Raw genomic sequence first — 16,408 nt, 5'->3', positions numbered from 1 at the left:
CATGACGAATCCGACCGGCCGCCGCGTCACCGCGAACATCAGCCTCACCCTCGACGGCCACTACAGCGGCCCCGGCGGACCCGGCGACATGGGCGCGATCGTTTCGTACGCCACCACCGACGTCGCCCGCGCTCACCTCGCTCGCATCCACGAGAAGGCGACCACCGCGGTGCTCGGCAGGCTGAACGCCGAAGGATTTCTGGGCTTCTGGCCCACCATCGCCGCCGACGAGAACGCCGACCCGCGCGACCGCGCCTACGCGAAGTGGCTGGTGGACGCCGAAAAAGTCGTCTTCTCGAAGACGTTGACCGAAGCGCCGTGGGACCGCGCCCGCGTCGTGAACGCCCCGGCCGCCGACGTCATCGCCGGCCTGAAGGCGAACGGGGAAGGCGACATCCTGGTCAACAGCAGCGCCAGCGTCATCAAGGCCCTGCTCGCGGACGACCTGATCGACCGGCTGTACCTGATGATCTGCCCCGAGATCACCGGCGGCGGGCAGCGGCTGTTCGTCGACGGCCTGCCCGCCTCGAAGTGGGCGCTCGCTTACCGGGAGGCCGGGGAACTGGGGGAGATGGCGCTGGTCTACGACCGGGTGCGCTGAGCGGCGTCGAGTTCGAGGATCGCGCTCGCGACTTCTGACGGGAACAGTGTCGACCAGGCGATCTCGCCGGGCGCCGGTTCATTGCCGCCAGCTCGGACGGCTCGGGTTGCCAATCGTCCTTTGTGACGCCGGGAACGCAGTCGAGGAGCAGGGCGAAGATCTTTGGATCCGGGATTCCATCGGCGATGATCACCAGGTAGGCCTCGTGGGCGTCATCGACGCGGACGAGTGCCTTGATGCGATGGTTCTGGAACTCGGCTACCGCGAGCTTTCCACTGGTGAGCGACATGGCGATGAGATGGACCACCAACTGCTTCATCTCGCGTCGCCAGGCGACCGCTTGCTCCGCGCTGAGGCGCTTCCAGTCCCATTCGACGGGGAGGAGATGCGTGGTCGAAACGGTCTTGCCGTCAGTGCACTCGCCCTGATCGACTCGTAGAAGTCGCGTTGCGGACTGTCGGCTTGGCGATGGCCGGCCGCGCCGTCTTCGCCAAATCCATGTCGATCTCAGGATGCAACCCCGCCACTCGGCTGGTTGCTGTGAGGGGTGGGCCCGGAGAGACTCGAACTCTCACTGGCACGGACCTAAACCGTGTGCCTCTGCCAATTGGGCTACGGGCCCCCAGTACTGCCCCGAAATCGTAGCGTGCGACACGATCGGCGTTTCTCGGCGTGGCCGGTGCCACCGCGCGGGGTGGCGTCCTCTAACGTGGGCTTCCAGCAAGTCCGTCGCGGCGAGGAGGACACGTGGCTCGCGATCCCGAGACCATCGAGCGTGAGATCGAGCAGGCCAGGAACGCGCTGGTCGCCACGCTCGACCAGCTGGGCACGAAGGCGAACCCCGCGAAGCTGGTGGATTCCGCGAAGACCGGTCTGCGCGCGAAGCTGGACGAGCCCAAGGTGAAGTACCCGCTCATCGGCGGGGCGGTGCTGATCGGCGTGCTGCTGATCCGCAAACTCCTGAAGTAGGTCTCAGGAGGTCTGAGCCGCCTTGGCGGGTGTCTTGGCAGGCTCGGACTTCTCCTTGGACTTCGCCTCGTCGACGGCCTTCGGGAGTTCCTTGCCCTGCGGCACCGGGGGCTTGCCGCCGGTCTTCTCCTTGGCTTTGCCGTTCGCCGGCGGAGGAACCTCGAGTGGTTCGATCTCCGGAAGCGTGAGCCTCGCCGTCATGTAGGCGGCGGTGAACTCGAGGGCGCTGCCGTTGAGCAGGTGCACCACCGTCGAATGTTCCGGCGGGGACAGTTTCTCGACCAGCTGGTCGGCCCGGTCCCGTGCCGCGATGATGCCCGGCGCACGACCGGTCAGTTCCTTGCCGGAGCCGCTGACCGTTATCTTCCAGTCGTCGTCCTCCTGGACGTACGACGCGGTGATCGGTTCGGTCATCCGCCTCACCCCTCTCCTCGCGAGCAAGCGTCACTCAATGGACTTCGTCACGCCGCCGTCATGACGCCACTTTCGGGTGGTGGCGCCCCCTCCTGACGGAGGCCGCGACTGTCCATCAGACTTTCTACAGTGTTATCGATACAGTAGGACAACTCTGTGTCACAAGACACTGGCGGCAATGTGCTCTGAGTGACGACCGAATGGCCTAATGCACGAGCATCTTCACAGTCGTTTCAGCGGGCCCGCGCGGACAGGCCTGACCAGAGGACATCCATGGCGTATCCGGTCGCGGTTTCGGGGCTGACGTCCTCGTGTCGTTCGCACCAGATCGCGAGCCGCTCGCACGCGCCGACGACGAACTCCGCGGACGCCTCGGCACGGAGGTCGTCTCCCGCGTCGAAGTAGTCACCCATCAGTGCGGCGATCAGGTCGGTCTGCTGGCGCCGGGTCTGCTCGATCTCGTCGGCGGCGCCGGTCCCGATCAGTGCCATCTCGTGGCGGAGCAGCGACCAGGCCTGCCGTCGTTCCCGGATGAAGACGAAGAAGGCGAGCAGTCCGCGCCGCAGCGCGTCCTCGGCGGAGGTCGCGCCGACGGTCGCCCGTTCGGTGACCTCGCGCAGCGCCGCCCGCGACTGCTGGATGCAGGCCAGCAGCAGCCCCTCTTTCGAGTTGAAGTACTCGTAGAGCATCGGCTTGGAGACCCCGACGCGTTCCGCGATGTCGTCCATCGAGGCCGCGCTGTAGCCGCGTTCGGCGAAGACCTCTTCGGCGATTTCGATCATCTGCCGCATCCGCTCTGCTCGTGGCATGCGTTTGCGCTTCGCCGTCGTCACCTCAACACTCTACCGAAGGTAACCTACTTCGAGTAAGGTGAACTCCCGGTAACAGGTAAAACGAACGAGAGGCCGGGGTCATGGGCAACCGCACCGAGACCGGTGTCGTCATCGTCGGGACCGGCTTCTCCGGGCTGGGCATGGCCATTCAGCTGCGCAAAGAGGGCCGCGAGGACTTCGTCATCCTGGAGAAGGCCGACGACGTGGGCGGCACGTGGCGGGACAACACCTACCCCGGCTGCGCCTGCGACATCCCCTCGCATATGTACTCGTTCTCGTTCGAGCAGAACCCCGGCTGGTCCCGCGCGTACTCGCCGCAGCCGGAGATCTGGCAGTACATGCGCGACGTCGCCGCGAAGTACGACCTGCACCGCTTCATCCGCTTCGGCCAGGAGATGACCGGCGCCCGCTGGGACGCGGACGAGAACCGCTGGCACGTCGCCTCGAAGTCGGGGGACGAGTTCGTCGCTCCCGCGCTGGTCGCCGGGGTCGGCGCGCTGCATCTGCCGCAGATCCCGAAGCTGCCCGGCATCGAGCGTTTCCACGGCCGCGCCTTCCACTCCGCGCGGTGGGAACACGACTACGACCTCACCGGCAAACGCGTCGCCGTGGTCGGCACCGGCGCGAGCGCGATCCAGTTCGTGCCTCGGATCGCGAAGGACGTCGCCGAGCTGACGCTCTTCCAGCGGACGCCGCCGTGGATCATGCCGAAGCCGGACCGCGAGATGCCGGAAGCGCTCAGGAAGACGTTCAGCTCGGTGCCGCTGCTGCAGCGTGCCTTCCGCAACGTCCTCTACTGGGGTCTCGAAGCCCGCGCGATCGGCTTCAACGGGCAGCCGTGGGTGATGAAGATCGGCCAGCGCATCGCGAAGCGCAACATCCACAAGAGCGTCAAGGACCCGGAGCTGCGCCGTAAGCTGACGCCGGACTACACCATGGGCTGCAAGCGGGTCCTGGTCTCCAACGACTACTACCCGGCGCTCGCGCGGGACAACGTCGACGTCGTCACCGACGGCGTGAAGGAGGTCCGCGAGCACAGCGTCGTCGACGGCGCCGGTGTCGAGCACGAGGTCGACGCGATCATCTACGGCACCGGATTCCACGTCACCGACGCCTTCGACGACCTGGAGATCATCGGCCGCGACGGGCGCAACCTCGGCAAGGAGTGGGCGACCGAGGGGATGCGGACATATCAGGGGATCACCGTGTCCGGGTTCCCGAACCTGTTCTTCCTGCTCGGGCCGAACACCGGGCTGGGGCACAACTCCGTGGTGTTCATGATCGAAGCGCAGATCTCCTACGTCGCGCAGGCGCTGCGGCTCGCGCGTGGCAAGGCGCTCGACCCGCGGCCGGAGGCGCAGGAGCGCTTCAACGGCGAGATCCAGCGCAAACTCGCCAAGGGCATCTGGACCCAGGGCGGCTGCAAGAGCTGGTACCTCGACGCTAAGGGCGTCAACCGCACGATCTGGCCGGGCTTCACCTGGCGGTACTGGCTCGACACCCGCAAGGTTCGCCGCGAGGACTACGAACTGCTCGGCTGAGCCGGGAAGAGGGAGGGTCCGTGAAAGCCAAGATGGGGGGCATGGCCTTCACGGACCGCGGAACGCCGCGCTCATGAGGGGTTGAGCCGGCGAAGCCTTCCGATGAGATCGACGGTGGGGATGCCGCAAAGCTCGGCCATCCGTTCCAGCGCCGCGAGATCGAGATGGACCTCGGCGGAGCCGTTGTCGCTCGACCGCTTGAGCCGGTCGTCCGCCCACCGCCGCAGGGGGAGCAGTTCCTCCTGCTCGTCCTTGATCACCTGGCGCAGGTCGATCCGGACCCGGCCCGGTTCGTCCACGAACACCCGGCGATGCACCTTGGCCAGCAGATCCTGTGGCAGTTCGTCCATCGCGACGCACAGTTCGACCAGCCGCACCACGGAACAGTGCCGGGTGCCCAGCTCGTAGGTCGCCAGCGTCTGGAGCGAGATCTCGCTCTGCAGATGCTGGTTCAGTTCCTTGCGTGTCCAGCCACGTTTACGGCGGAGCTTGCGGAGCTCGTCTCCGAGTATCCGCTGATAGCTCTCAGCGTCGATCAGCACTCCCCATCTCCTGCCTTGCCAACCTTCTCCGCCGCCCGCTCCGTGTGACAAAACCGGGGACGAGCGCGCTCACGTGTATGAAAGTCGGCAGGGTCGCCGCTCTTACGCGGTTTCGGGGGTGCTTTTCCTATCGATTTCGGCTCGCTGGGCCGAATGGGTGAAGGAAAGGTGGCTGGAGGGCCGTTTCGGTGGCCTTCGGCGTGCTCCTGAGCGTGTCAGTGCTGCCCGCCGCCCGCCGCCTGACGCGGCGGTGGCTTCGCGACACACGTCCGGACAAGGGGCTCGCCAAAGCCACGCCGGCGGGTGGTGAAGGCCTCCTTCCCTACCCTGAAGGTAGGGAAGGAGGCCTTCACCACCCGCTCGCCCGTTGTCAGTTGACGCAGGGCACGCCTTCGGCGGTGATCGGCTTCTCGTCGGACTGCTCGGGCGGGGGTGCGGCGGCCGACGAACCGGCGGCGTTCTGCGAGGAGCCGGAGCCCTCGGCGCCGCTCGGCGCCTTGAAGTCCGAGCCGAGGAAGACCATCACGTGCCCGGCCTCGACGCTCTTGTCCTCCTGGACGGTCGGGTTGCCGCCGAGCGCGTCGGCGACCGCCTGGCCCGCCGCCTTCTCGCCCTTGGCGACCCAGACCACCGTCTTCTTGCGCGCGCTCGCGGTGGCCGTGTCGCCCGCGGTGAAGCCCTTGTCGACGAGCTGCTTCAGCACCGACGAGGCCAGCCCGTCCCGGTTCGTCGAGTTGCGGACGTCGACCGTGGTGGCCTTGTTGGGCGACTCGGCGGGCGGCGCCTGCTGCTGTTCGCCCGGCTGCGGGCCCGCGAGCCCCTGGACGAAGTTCTTCACCTGCTTCGGATCGACCTGGATGGCGACGCCGTCGTTCGGGGTCTTGTACTCGATGTTGACGATCGGGATCGTCCGGAACTCGAGCTGGCCGCCGGTCAGGCTCTTCATCTGCTGCGCGAAGCCGAAGACGTCCCAGTTCTGGTTGAGCACCACCGACTTCTTGATGGCCGTGATCAGGTCGTTGAGCTTGCCGGGGTTCGCGAGCGTGCCCGCCGACAGCACCTTCCGCGCCATCCCGGCCATGAACACCTGCTGCCGGACGACGCGGTCGAGGTCGCCGCGCGGCAGCCCGTGCCGCTGCCGGACGAAGCCGAGCGCCTCGACGCCGGAGATGGTGTGCGGGCCCTTGGAGAACTTCGCGCCGGAGAACTGGTCGTTGACGTCGTTGTTGAGGCAGACGTCGACCCCGCCGATGGCCTGCGTGATCTCGCTGAAGCCCAGCAGGTTGATGGCGGCGTAGTTGTCGATGGTCGAGCCGGTCAGCTGCTCGACCGTCTTGATCAGGGTCTTCGCCCCGGCCTCGTTGGCCTTCTGGTCGAGTTCCTTCGGGTCGGAGACGCCGTTCTCCTGCTGCTTCTTGCGCTCGTCGAGCATCGCGCGGGCGTAGGCCGAGTTGATCTTGTGCTTCCCGTAGCCGCCGGGGATGTCGACGTAGGAGTCGCGCGGCAGCGAGATCGCGACGGCCTTGGAGCCGTCGTTCGGGATGTGCACGAAGATCAGCGAGTCGGTGTTCAGCTCGCCGTCCGCCTGCCCGGCGCGCAGCTGGGCCAGGACTTCCTTGGACAGCGGGTTGCCCTGTGCGTCCGTGCGGCTGTCGAGGCCGACCAGCAGGATGTCGCGGGCGCCGTCGGCGGGCTTCTCGCCCTCGTCCGCGCCGATGCCGACGTTCGCGAAGGTCAGGCCGTCCATCGCGGCCCACGCGTACCCGGTCAGGCCCATCACCAGCAGCGAGACCAGCCCGAGAGCGATCTTGGGGCCGCGGAACGACCGCCGGCGCGGTGCCGGGCGCCGGGGCGGCATGCCCGCGGCCTGACGGGCGGGCGCCGGGCGGGCTCCACGTGGCGGGGCCGGTCGGGAAGGAACGCGTCCGGGCGCGTCCTGCCTAGGCCGGGCGGGACGTCGATCCCCATGCCCATTCCGAGGCGGGTACTCCACGCGGTCTGCTCCTTCTGGTCGTTACCGGTTCGACGGTCTCTTCAAGGGACGCATGGTGCCTGTTGCGGGTTGTCGCAGGATTACACATCCCCCCGAAGATGTGGCACGCGCCACCGGTTTCCTCGTAATGGTACGGAGAATGCCTGGTCAGCGCCGTATGGATCAGGGGAGGACACGCCGGGCCGCGCGGGCCGGGACCAGCGTGGCGGCCGCCGCGAGCATCGCGACGACGATCGTCGCGACCGGCAGCGCGACGGACGCGGCGCTCACCTGCTTCCCGTCGAGGGCGGTCATCAAGGGCGGCGCGCACGCGACCGCGCAGACGAGCCAGGTCCCGGTCATCCGGCTGGTGCCGTTCCGCACGGTGTGCAGCAGGTACACCCCGAGCAGCAGGTTGACCAGGCTCTGGACCGGGCCGAACCGGATCCCGAGGAGGTCGGCGTCGGCGGACGCGCCACCGAAACGGGTCAGGGCGAACCCGAACACGCCGAGCATCGCGTACGCCATCCCGACCGTGGCCGCCGCGCGGCAGAAGACCATGGCCCGCAGGCCCGGCTCGTCGACCGTCCGCTGTTGCGGCCCCGAATGCCGCTCGAACCACCAGAAGACGAGCACGGCGGGCACGGCCAGCAGCGCCATCGCGAGCAGGACCCTCGGGCGCGCCAGCCAGCTGAGCCCGTCCACGAACGGCCCCGGCAGGTAGACGACCGCCACGAGCAGCAGCATCGCGGACAGGAAGCCGAGGTACAGGCTCATCGGGGCGCGCAGCACGAGGCGCGCGGTGGCGGCGACCGCGGGACGGCCGCCGAGCCGGGCCAGCGGCCGCGCGAGCAGGCCGAGGAGCGCGAGCTGCACCAGGCCGAGCAAGAGCACTCCCCACGGCGGACCCGACAGGGCCGCCGGGGCGCCGGGCCCGCCGAGCAGCATCGGCCCTTCGCCGCGGACGGCGACCGCGAGACCCAGCCCGGCCGCGCCGGTGAACGCCGTCACCACGAGGGCGGCACGCGGCAGGCGGACGCCGTCGGCGTGGGCGAACGCCAGTTGCTGGACGAACAGGGCGAGGAACAACGTCTCCGCGTAGCGCGGGACGGCCGAACCGGACCACTGCGCGGCGGCCTCGCTCGCCAAGGTCAAGGCCAGTAGCCCGGCGACGGAGGCGGTCCGCGTCCGGCGATACAGCGTCAGCAGCGCCGGCGCGAGGACGACGGTCAGCAGGAAGACCCCGAGCAGCCAGAGCGGATGCAGCGCGATCCGCATGACGGTGGCGTTCGTGCCCGTCGGGATCCCCAGTACCTCCAGCGCGAGGGGCACGACCAGCGCGACGACAGCGAAGATCAGCGCCGGGCGCAGCAACGGGCTCGCGCGGTCGGCGAGGTACTGCGGGTAGCGGCCGCCGGTCGCGCGGATCGACCGCCAGCCGGCCTCGTTGATCCGGCCGACCGCGAAGAAGATTAGCGGGCAGAGCTGGGCGAGCCAGGTGAACGGCCACAACGACCGCTCCGGCGCCCCCGCCCAGTGCGCGAGCGCGACGGCGGATTCGCCGAGCAGCATGAGGACGACACCGGTGACCCCGAGCAACGCCCACCGGCCGACCGGGACGACCGGCCGCGGCTCGGCCGGGAGCGTGACGGCGGCCCGGCGGTTGCGAACCCAGCCGCGCAGCCGGAACACCAGCAGGGCGCCGATCACCAGCACGCCGACGATCATCGGGCCGAGCGGGTCGCCGACCGGCGGCCCCCAGCGCTGATGCCAGGAGTTGAGCACGAGACCGGCCGTATAGAGGGAGGCGACGACGTCGCAGGTGCCGCGCGAGTCCATCGGGTTGAGGACGCAGGCGTTGTGCATGTCCGCCGAGAGCCGGTCGTCGAGCGAGGCCCTGGCCTCCTGCCCGAGCGGGTGCCCCTTGCGTTCGGCGTAGCGGAGGATGTCGTAGCCCAGGTCGTGCGCCTTGCAGGGGACCGCGTAGTCCCACTTGGTGTTGTCGTCGCCCCAGGGCGCCGAGCATCCACCGTCGGTGTGGACGGCGCGCACGGTGCCGTCGCGTGCCGTCATCACCCCCGGGGTGATCCCGCTGACCGCGGTGAAGTCGGCGGGCAGTGCGGCGATCGCGTTCTCGACCGGGCCCGGCCGCACCAGCGCGTCGACCGCGTTCTGCGCGGCGAGGATGTCACCCGTCGGTGGCCCCTGGTCCGGCGGCGAGGCGGGCCGTGACGCGATGAGCCCGAAGCCGAACACCAGCACGGTGACCAGCAGCAACCAGCCCGAAGTCGACCACGGCCGCCGGATCCGGGCAGGACGAGCGGCGGCTTCGGCTGTCGCTGGCATGGCGTCCAGGGTGCCATCCGCCGATCAAGGCCGACATCCGGATAACCCCCGGGGTTTCTTGGGCGGTCCCCTGATGGCGTGACCGGCCGAACGCGTTCAGTCCTCTGAATGCTCGTCTTCGGTGGACGGTGGAGGAGCGGGCCGGTCCACGTCCTGGGCGAAGCGCACCTGGTTGCGGCCGTTCTCCTTGGCCACGTAGACGGCGGCGTCGGAGGCGTGCAGGAGTTCCTCCAGGGATTCACCGTGACGAGGGAACAAGGCCGCCCCGATCGAGGCGGTGCGGCCCGAGATGGTCACCCGGCTGCCCCTTTTGTCGGTAGTCACTATATGCAGTTCGGCGATAGCACTGCGCACTCGCTCGGCGGCGAGTTTGGCCGCCGTTTCGTCGATATCCGGCAGGAGTACGAGGAATTCCTCGCCGCCGAAGCGGCCGATGACGTCGGCGGGCCGGGTGACCTCGTCCAATTTCCGTGCCACATCGCGGAGGACGTCGTCGCCCGCCGGATGTCCATATGTGTCGTTAATCCACTTGAAGTGGTCGAGATCAATCATCAGAAGGGCCAGGTTGTCGTCCGATCGGGCAGTCCTTCCGAGCGCCCGATCGGCCGACTCCGACCATCCGCGCATGTTGAGAACGCCGGTTTTCGGGTCCGTCCGCGCGTCGTTTTGCAGTTGGTCGATCTCGGCGAGGCGATTGAACACCACCGTCACCACGGCCATCACGATCACCATCGGTGGCATGATCAACAGCAGTACCGCGGTGACCGCGCCGAGGCCGATCGTGATGGCCTCCAGCAGGTTGTCCGCCGCGTTGCCGAGCACTGTGGAGATCGACGGCCGCTTCGGCGAGCCGAGCGCGAGGATGCCGCCGATGTAGGCGATCTGCACCGCTTCGAAGACCATTCCGGTGACGATCAGGACACCGAACTCGCCGAGGGTGTCCCAGCCGGAGATCCTGCCCCATTCATGCGGCCCGAACGCGGCGAAGGTGAGCGACGTCAGTGTCACCGAAACGCCGTGGGTGACCGACGAGAACACGAAGTTGTGCGCGGGACGGCGGGCGATGAACCAATGCTGGATCCGGACGATCGCGATGATGGAAAGCGTGAGCGAAAGTGGCAGGATCACCGCGGCGGGAAATGTCCAGACCGCCGTGAGGTCGATGAGGACGGTGCGGCTTCGGTCGCGCCGTCTTTCTTCTTGCCGCTGGGTGAGCTGAATATGTGCCGTGGCGCCGACAGCGAGAACCGCGAAACGAACCCAGTCTATTCTTCCCGGATTAGTGGAATTCATCGTCGCGACGACCATGATCGCGATTCCGATGGCCTCCATCGCGAAAAGGAACGCGATGAATCGCTTCGGCCGCTGCCACAGCGCCCACGCCCTGGGATCGTAGGGATGGCGTTCCGGCGGCCCGGTCCGGTCACCTTCCGGACTCGCCTGCCCGCGTTCGGTCACCGGTACACCGCTCTGGGCGGCGGGTGTCGCCGTCGCGTCGTCAAGGTCGCCGGTGCCGTCACCGTGCTGGCGGCGGTCACCGGTCTCGGCTGGCAATTGCTACCTCTTTTCCGCGCGGACGGCACGGCTGAGTAATCTCACCGGTACCGACTGATACACCGTTCGTATTCCACGGCCGGTATCATCCCATCGCATCGGTTGTCCGACACAGGCAAGGGTGCCCGCGAACACGGACCGGAGGTGCCAATCGTGTCCCGTGATTTCTGATCTTGGCAACTGAATGTTTTTCGAGACGTGACGCGGAAGGGGTGACGGATAGTGTCCAGTCGTGACTTCTGAGCCCGGACAAGGTATTAGTTCGCAGCAACGAGGTGGCCGGGAGGTGTGTGACCGTGTCGAGCCGTGACTTCTGATCAGAAGCCGTTTCTTTTCACTGAGGTGCCGAAGCAGTGTCGTGTCGAGATTTCCGAGTACGAACCCGCCGGGCGGCCGTGCCGCCCCAGGGGTCGTCCAGTGTGGATTCCTCATGACAGCAGCGGTTCCGGGCTGGATCCGTTGATGTGTCCCCAGCTGAGTGCGACCAGTACGGCCAGCAGCAGGCCGACCACGCCCGCCAGCGCGATGGCCGAGGTCGCCGACCCGAGCCGGTCGGCGGCGAACCCGCCGAGTCCCGCCCCTATTCCTTGAGCCACCCGCAACCCCGTGCGGTACACCCCACCCGCACCGCCCCTGAGTACGTTCGGGACCCACGTGATGAACGTGGCGCTCACCGTGATCAGGTACGCCCCCGCGGCACCCGCCGCCGCCAGCAGGAGCAACGCCGGGATCAGCCCGGGTTCGAGCGCGAAGGCGATCAGGGCGACCATCGGTAGTGCCGCCAGCACGCCGAGCAGCTTTCGCCGCTGTTCCGCCGAGACGAACCGGGACAGCAGGAACGCGCCGATGACGAAGCCCAGCGGATCGGCGGCCAGCAGCCAGCCGACGGCCTGTTTCCCCACGCCCAGCTCCGCGGCGAGCGGCGCGGCCAGCCCCTCGGGGACGACGGCCAGGCCGACCAGCCACGAGAACCAGACCAGCACCCGCAGGTGACGGTTGCCGAAAACCTGCCTCACCGCGCCGAACCAGCTGCCGTTGCCGTCGGACGCCGCCGCCCGCCGGGAGACCGAGAAGCGGACCACGGCCGCGCTCAGCAGGAACGTCGCGGCGTCCAGCGCCAGTGCCCAGCTCACCCCGACCTGAGACACCAGCAGGCCGCCGCCCGCCAGGCCGAGCAGCATGGCGGTGTTGGTCGAGATGCCCCTGATGTCCTGGCTCTTGAGATAGAGGTCGTCGTCGGTGAACACCTCGCGGGTCAGCGCGTTCTGCGCCGCGTTGCCGGGAGCGTTCACGAGCCGCGCCAGCACCACCAGCCCGCACAGCAGGGCGAGCGGGGTGCCGGGGATCGCCATGATCGCGATCAGCACGCCTTGGATCAGGGACGAGACGACGAGGACGGTGCGCCTCGGGTACCGGTCGGCCAGCTGGGAGAGGCCGAGACCGCCGGCCAGCGCGGGCAGGAAGGTGAGGGAGTAGACCACCGCGGAAAGCAGTGCGGAGCCTGTCCGGTCGTAGACGAGGATCGCCAGCGCGACGATGGTGAGCTGGTCCCCGATGAGGGACTGCACCTCGGCGAGCCAGAGTGCGCGGAACTCGCGGTTCGCCAGGGCGGCGGTCATCCGCGGCGCCGCGTTCGTCTTCACTGCGTGACCACCTCCCCCCGATCGGGTGAACTTACGTCCCTCGCATTCTTGCCTGCCGTGTTACGCGGTCGCTGAGGGAGTCACAGTTTTCGTCCCGCCGGACAACGTTCAGTATGCCTCCGGCTACAGGGAGACCAACAGAAGACCGCTGAATCCTTCGCCTGTTGAGCTGATCGGGCTACGCCGTCTGACCGGTGGGTGACGTCGGCTGACTCGCCCGCGGGTATCTGCGCGCCGATCGCCCCGCCCTCGCTCGGCGCAGCCGGGCCGCCGTTCGCCGCCGCCGGCGTTCCGGTTGGGCCGAATGGTCCAACACTGAGTAGAGACCGGTCTGGAGGTGGAGGCCGGCTGGGTCAAAGGGGTGAAGGCGATGAACGGGTTGCTCGAAGACAAGGCCGTCGTCGTGACCGGGGCGGGGCGAGGCCTCGGCGAGGCGTTCGCGGTGCACGTCGCGAGGGCGGGCGGGGCCGTCGTGGTCAACGACATCGACGCCGAACTGGCCGAACGGACGACGGAGAACATCCGCCGGTCCGGGGGCAGGGCGGTCGCCAGCGGGCACAGCGTCGCGGATCCGAAGCAGGCACAGGAGATCGTCGACCTGTGCCTCGCCGAGTTCGGCGCGATCGACGGGCTGGTCAACAACGCGGGCCTGAACTACGAGGCGCTTCCGTGGGAGGACGACGTCGAGCAGGCCCGCGAACTGATCGAGGTGAACGTCCTCGGCGTCATGTACACCGGGCTCGCCGCGATCAAGGCGATGGTGGCGCGGGGCAAGCCGGGCTCGATCGTCAACATCTCTTCGGGGGCGTCGCTCGGGCAGCGCAAGCTCGGCGTGTACGCCGCCAGCAAGGGCGCCGTAGCTTCGCTGACCTACTCGTGGGCGCTCGACCTGGAGGAGAGCGGGATCCGGGTGAACGCGGTCTGCCCGCTCGCGCATACCCGAATGGTGTGGAAATCCGAACGGTCGCTGCGGGCCTGCCCGCCGGACCGGACGCCGTCGCGGATCGCGCCCGTCGTGCTCTTCCTGCTCGGCTCCGGATCCGACGGGATCACCGGGCAGATGATCCGCTGCAACGGGCCGCAGCTGCACGTCATGGGGCAGCCGTATCTGAAGCAGCCCATCCTCGAGCGGCCGGTGTGGGACACCGAGACCGTGCAGCGCGCCTTCGACGAGGTCTTCAGCGCGCACCTGGAGAACTACGGCCTCGAAAAGCGTGTCCCGCCCCGGCTGCGCAAGTGGACGGAGTCGACCCGGACGGCCTGATCACGCGAGTCGGCCGCTGCCCTGAGACTTAGCCGACGACGAACGGCAGCTTCGCGGCCAGGTCGCCTAGTTCGGCCTTCTCGGCGTCCGTCGGCTGACGGCGGCCGGTGCCGACCAGTAGCGCGTCCGTGTCGGCGAACGACGCCGGGAGCGTTTCGCCGGTGCGCTGCTCCAGGATCTGCCGTGTCCTGGCGAGGCTGTCGGCGGCGGGGCCGTCGAGGTGCGGAAGATGCGCGACCAGGTCGAGGTGGTGCAGCGTCCACTCCAGGACGTACGCGGAGAGGAAGTCCCCCGCGGTCAGGACGATGTCGCGGGTGGCTACCCGCGTCGCAGGGTCGGCCAGGCCGGCGGCGCGGCCCGCGGCGGAGCCGACGTCGTCGAGGTGGAACTTGAGCAGCCGCGGCTCTTGGTAGGCGGCGGCGAGCCGCACGATCAGTGCGTCGAGGTCGTCCTCGCCGGTGGGCGGCTTCTCGGCGACCTCCCAGTAGGTGACCGCGTCGCGCGTGGGTTCCGTCTCGGCGGGAGTGGCGAGGGTGATCAGGACGTCCTGGGCGTCGATCACCAGGTGACACACCAGGTCCTGCACCAGCCAGCCGGCGCAGCCGGACGGTTCGGCGAAGTCTTCGTCGGGGGTTTCGGCGACGGCGGCGAGGAGCGCCGCCCAGGAGCGGGAGAAGAGATCCACGGCGGCAAGTTAGCAGCGGTCGCTCGCCGGTCGCGACTCCTTCGCCCCGTGCTCGAAGCCGTAAGACGCGTGCTCGAACTCGTAACTCGCGTGCTTGAAGACGTAACTCGCGAGTTACGGCTCCAGACACGCGAGTTACGGCTTCAAGCACGCGTCTTACGGCTTACGTGCGTCAGGAACCGGCGGCGGGGGCGGCTTCCGGAGCGGCCGCGTACAGGTCCGCGATCGTCGGCGCGTACCGGTCGTTGATGATCCGCCGCTTCAGCTTCAAGGTCGGGGTCACCTCGCCGCTTTCCGGCGTCCAGGCCTTGGGGATCACGTGGTACCGCTTGATCTGCTCGATCCTGGCCAGCCGCGCGTTCGCCGCCTCGACGGCCTTCTCGATCTCCGCGCGGACCTCCGCGTTGTCGGCGAGCGATTCGCCTTCCGCCGGCTGGATGCCGTTCGCGGTCGCCCAGCCCGGCGCGATCTCGTCGTCGATGACGATCAGCGCCGTGACGTACGGCCGTTTCTCGCCGATCGCGACGGCCTGCCCGATCAGCGGGTGTTCCTTCAGGAGACCTTCGATCTTCGTCGGGGCGATGTTCTTGCCGCTCGAAGTGATGATCAGTTCCTTCTTGCGGTCGGTGATCGTGACGAAGCCGCGTTCGTCGATCGTCCCGATGTCGCCGGTGGCGAGCCAGCCGTCGGCGTCGACGTCCGGGTTGATCGTGCCGTCCGCCTGCAGGTAGCCGAGGAACACGATCGCGCCGCGAACGAGGAGTTCGCCGTCCTCGGCGACCTTCACCTCGATGCCTTCCAGCGGACGGCCGACCGAACCGGCCTTGAACGCCGACGGCGTGTTCGAGGTGACCGCGCCGGTGGTCTCGGACAGCCCCCAGACCTCCTGGATCTCGACGCCGAGCCCGGCGATGAAGTACAGGATCTCCACCGGCAGCGCGGCGGCACCGCTGGAGGCGACCTCGATCTGGTCGAGGCCCAGCATCGCCCGCACCGGCGCGAGCGCGGCCGCGTCGGTCCGCGCGATCTTTTCGGCGAGTTCCGGCGGCACCTCCTTGCCGTCACTGCGCAGTTTGTAGCCCTGCTGCAGCAGTTCGTTCGCGGCGATCAGGCCGTTCCGCTTGTCCTCCGGCAGCGAGCCGAGCAGGTTCTTGAGGCCGGCCACCATCTTTTCCCACACCCGCGGGACGCCGAAGAAGCTCTTCGGGTGCACCTGGCCCAGCGCGCCGACGACGCCCGTCGGGTCGGCGACGGTGTGCACGTGCCCGGCCCACACGATCGGCATGTAGATCGACAGTTCTCGTTCGGCGATATGGGCGAGCGGCAGGTACGCGATGTTCGTGGCGTGCATCGGCGAGTCGTGCAGTTTCTGCACGGCGACGGCCTGGTAGATCGCGTTGCGGTGCGACAGCACGACACCCTTGGGGTCGCCGGTGGTGCCGGAGGTGTAGATCATCGACAGCGGATCGTCCGGGGTGATCGCGGACCACGCGGTCTCGAACGCCTGCGGGTCCGCCGCGTGCGCTTCGGAGCCGGCCGCGCGCAGCTCGGCGAACGACAGGAACCGTTTGTCGTCCTTGGGGACCACGGACGCGTCGAGCAGGACGACGTACCGCAGCGCGGGCAGGTCGTCAAGGACCTGCGACCAGCGGCCGAGTTCGTCGGCACCGGCGAGGACGACGACGCCGGCGGCGCTGTGCCGGGCGACGAACCCGATCTGCTCCGGGCTGAGCGTCGCGTACGCGGTACAGGGGATCGCGCCGAGATGGGCCGCGGCGAGATCGGCGATCAGGTGGTCCGGACTGCTCGGCGCCATGATCAGCATCCGGTCGCGGACGCCGAGCCCGAGGCCGGCGAGTCCTCGGGAAACCTCCGCGATGGCGGTGCGGAATTCGGCCCAGTTCAGGGTCGGCTTGCCCTCGATGTCGAGTGACGTGACCGCCGGCAGGTCACCGAACTCCTGGGCGTTGCGGTGAAGCAGGGCGGGGATGGTCTGGCCTTCGATCTGCTCGGCGACGGTCGGCTGGGTGGTCAACGCTGGCCT

General features: G+C 68.4%; 14 protein-coding genes and 1 tRNA gene. 5 read left to right on the top strand and 10 right to left on the bottom strand.

Features of this window, described 5'->3' with window-relative positions:
* The first annotated feature begins 1 nt into the window (after position 1).
* Positions 2 to 601 carry a dihydrofolate reductase family protein gene (locus AC069H_RS08320; protein WP_478228633.1) on the top strand — a complete coding sequence of 200 codons (600 nt, stop codon included), beginning with the start codon at positions 2 to 4 and terminating at the stop codon, positions 599 to 601.
* A gap of 205 nt (positions 602 to 806) precedes the next feature.
* On the top strand, positions 807 to 1,040 hold the full coding sequence (locus tag AC069H_RS08315) for a hypothetical protein (protein WP_478231790.1): 234 nt from the start codon (positions 807 to 809) through the stop codon (positions 1,038 to 1,040).
* Positions 1,041 to 1,149: 109 nt separating this feature from the next.
* Here the strand turns inward: AC069H_RS08315 and AC069H_RS08310 are convergent.
* Positions 1,150 to 1,223, bottom strand: a tRNA-Leu gene (locus AC069H_RS08310).
* A gap of 125 nt (positions 1,224 to 1,348) precedes the next feature.
* Between AC069H_RS08310 and AC069H_RS08305 the strand changes: the two genes are divergently transcribed.
* On the top strand, positions 1,349 to 1,570 hold the full coding sequence (locus AC069H_RS08305; protein WP_005165704.1) for a DUF3618 domain-containing protein: 222 nt from the start codon (positions 1,349 to 1,351) through the stop codon (positions 1,568 to 1,570).
* 3 nt (positions 1,571 to 1,573) lie between these two features.
* Here AC069H_RS08305 and AC069H_RS08300 read toward each other — a convergent pair whose 3' ends face one another.
* A complete protein-coding gene (locus tag AC069H_RS08300; RefSeq protein ID WP_199745356.1) occupies positions 1,574 to 1,984 on the bottom strand; it encodes a hypothetical protein in 411 nt (136 codons plus the stop codon).
* A 233-nt stretch (positions 1,985 to 2,217) separates the two neighbouring features.
* Entirely contained in the window at positions 2,218 to 2,775 is a 558-nt protein-coding gene (locus AC069H_RS08295; RefSeq protein WP_192744090.1) for a TetR/AcrR family transcriptional regulator, read from the bottom strand.
* Positions 2,776 to 2,897: 122 nt separating this feature from the next.
* Here AC069H_RS08295 and AC069H_RS08290 point away from each other — a divergent pair, with 122 nt between their 5' ends.
* The gene (locus AC069H_RS08290) at positions 2,898 to 4,358 is read left to right on the top strand and encodes a flavin-containing monooxygenase (protein WP_478231789.1); all 1,461 of its coding nucleotides are present in this window, start codon (positions 2,898 to 2,900) and stop codon (positions 4,356 to 4,358) included.
* A gap of 71 nt (positions 4,359 to 4,429) precedes the next feature.
* Here the strand turns inward: AC069H_RS08290 and AC069H_RS08285 are convergent, their stop codons facing one another.
* The 5 genes from AC069H_RS08285 to AC069H_RS08265 form a co-directional block, all read right to left on the bottom strand.
* On the bottom strand, positions 4,430 to 4,900 hold the full coding sequence (locus AC069H_RS08285; RefSeq protein WP_478228637.1) for a helix-turn-helix domain-containing protein: 471 nt from the start codon (positions 4,898 to 4,900) through the stop codon (positions 4,430 to 4,432).
* Positions 4,901 to 5,270: 370 nt separating this feature from the next.
* Complete coding sequence (locus AC069H_RS08280) at positions 5,271 to 6,893, bottom strand: LCP family protein (protein ID WP_478231788.1); 1,623 nt, start codon at positions 6,891 to 6,893, stop codon at positions 5,271 to 5,273.
* Positions 6,894 to 7,055: 162 nt separating this feature from the next.
* Positions 7,056 to 9,218 carry a phospholipase A2 gene (locus AC069H_RS08275; RefSeq protein ID WP_478228639.1) on the bottom strand — a complete coding sequence of 721 codons (2,163 nt, stop codon included), beginning with the start codon at positions 9,216 to 9,218 and terminating at the stop codon, positions 7,056 to 7,058.
* Positions 9,219 to 9,314: 96 nt separating this feature from the next.
* Positions 9,315 to 10,772, bottom strand: a complete 1,458-nt coding sequence (locus AC069H_RS08270) for a GGDEF domain-containing protein (protein ID WP_478231787.1) — start codon at positions 10,770 to 10,772, stop codon at positions 9,315 to 9,317.
* Between the two features lie 428 nt (positions 10,773 to 11,200).
* Entirely contained in the window at positions 11,201 to 12,415 is a 1,215-nt protein-coding gene (locus tag AC069H_RS08265) for an MFS transporter (RefSeq protein ID WP_478231786.1), read from the bottom strand.
* Between the two features lie 370 nt (positions 12,416 to 12,785).
* On the opposite strand from AC069H_RS08265, the gene AC069H_RS08260 reads away from it, so the two are divergent.
* A complete protein-coding gene (locus tag AC069H_RS08260) occupies positions 12,786 to 13,679 on the top strand; it encodes an SDR family NAD(P)-dependent oxidoreductase (RefSeq protein WP_478231785.1) in 894 nt (297 codons plus the stop codon).
* A 28-nt stretch (positions 13,680 to 13,707) separates the two neighbouring features.
* Here the strand turns inward: AC069H_RS08260 and AC069H_RS08255 are convergent, their stop codons facing one another.
* Complete coding sequence (locus AC069H_RS08255; protein WP_478231784.1) at positions 13,708 to 14,364, bottom strand: maleylpyruvate isomerase N-terminal domain-containing protein; 657 nt, start codon at positions 14,362 to 14,364, stop codon at positions 13,708 to 13,710.
* A 172-nt stretch (positions 14,365 to 14,536) separates the two neighbouring features.
* Entirely contained in the window at positions 14,537 to 16,399 is a 1,863-nt protein-coding gene (locus tag AC069H_RS08250; protein ID WP_478231783.1) for an AMP-dependent synthetase/ligase, read from the bottom strand.
* Positions 16,400 to 16,408 lie beyond the last annotated feature (9 nt).

The sequence above is a fragment of the Amycolatopsis sp. NPDC043887 genome (assembly GCF_056435665.1).
Note: the sequence above shows the minus strand (reverse complement) of the source record. Positions and strands in the feature narration are given on the sequence as shown.

Coding starts and splice junctions, on each gene's coding strand:
- AC069H_RS08260 (WP_478231785.1), top strand. CDS start 12,786: ATGAACGGGTTGCTCGAAGACAAGGCCGTCGTCGTGACCGGGGCGGGG.
- AC069H_RS08300 (WP_199745356.1), bottom strand. CDS start 1,984: ATGACCGAACCGATCACCGCGTCGTACGTCCAGGAGGACGACGACTGG.
- AC069H_RS08275 (WP_478228639.1), bottom strand. CDS start 9,218: ATGCCAGCGACAGCCGAAGCCGCCGCTCGTCCTGCCCGGATCCGGCGG.
- AC069H_RS08295 (WP_192744090.1), bottom strand. CDS start 2,775: ATGCGGCAGATGATCGAAATCGCCGAAGAGGTCTTCGCCGAACGCGGC.
- AC069H_RS08320 (WP_478228633.1), top strand. CDS start 2: ATGACGAATCCGACCGGCCGCCGCGTCACCGCGAACATCAGCCTCACC.
- AC069H_RS08290 (WP_478231789.1), top strand. CDS start 2,898: ATGGGCAACCGCACCGAGACCGGTGTCGTCATCGTCGGGACCGGCTTC.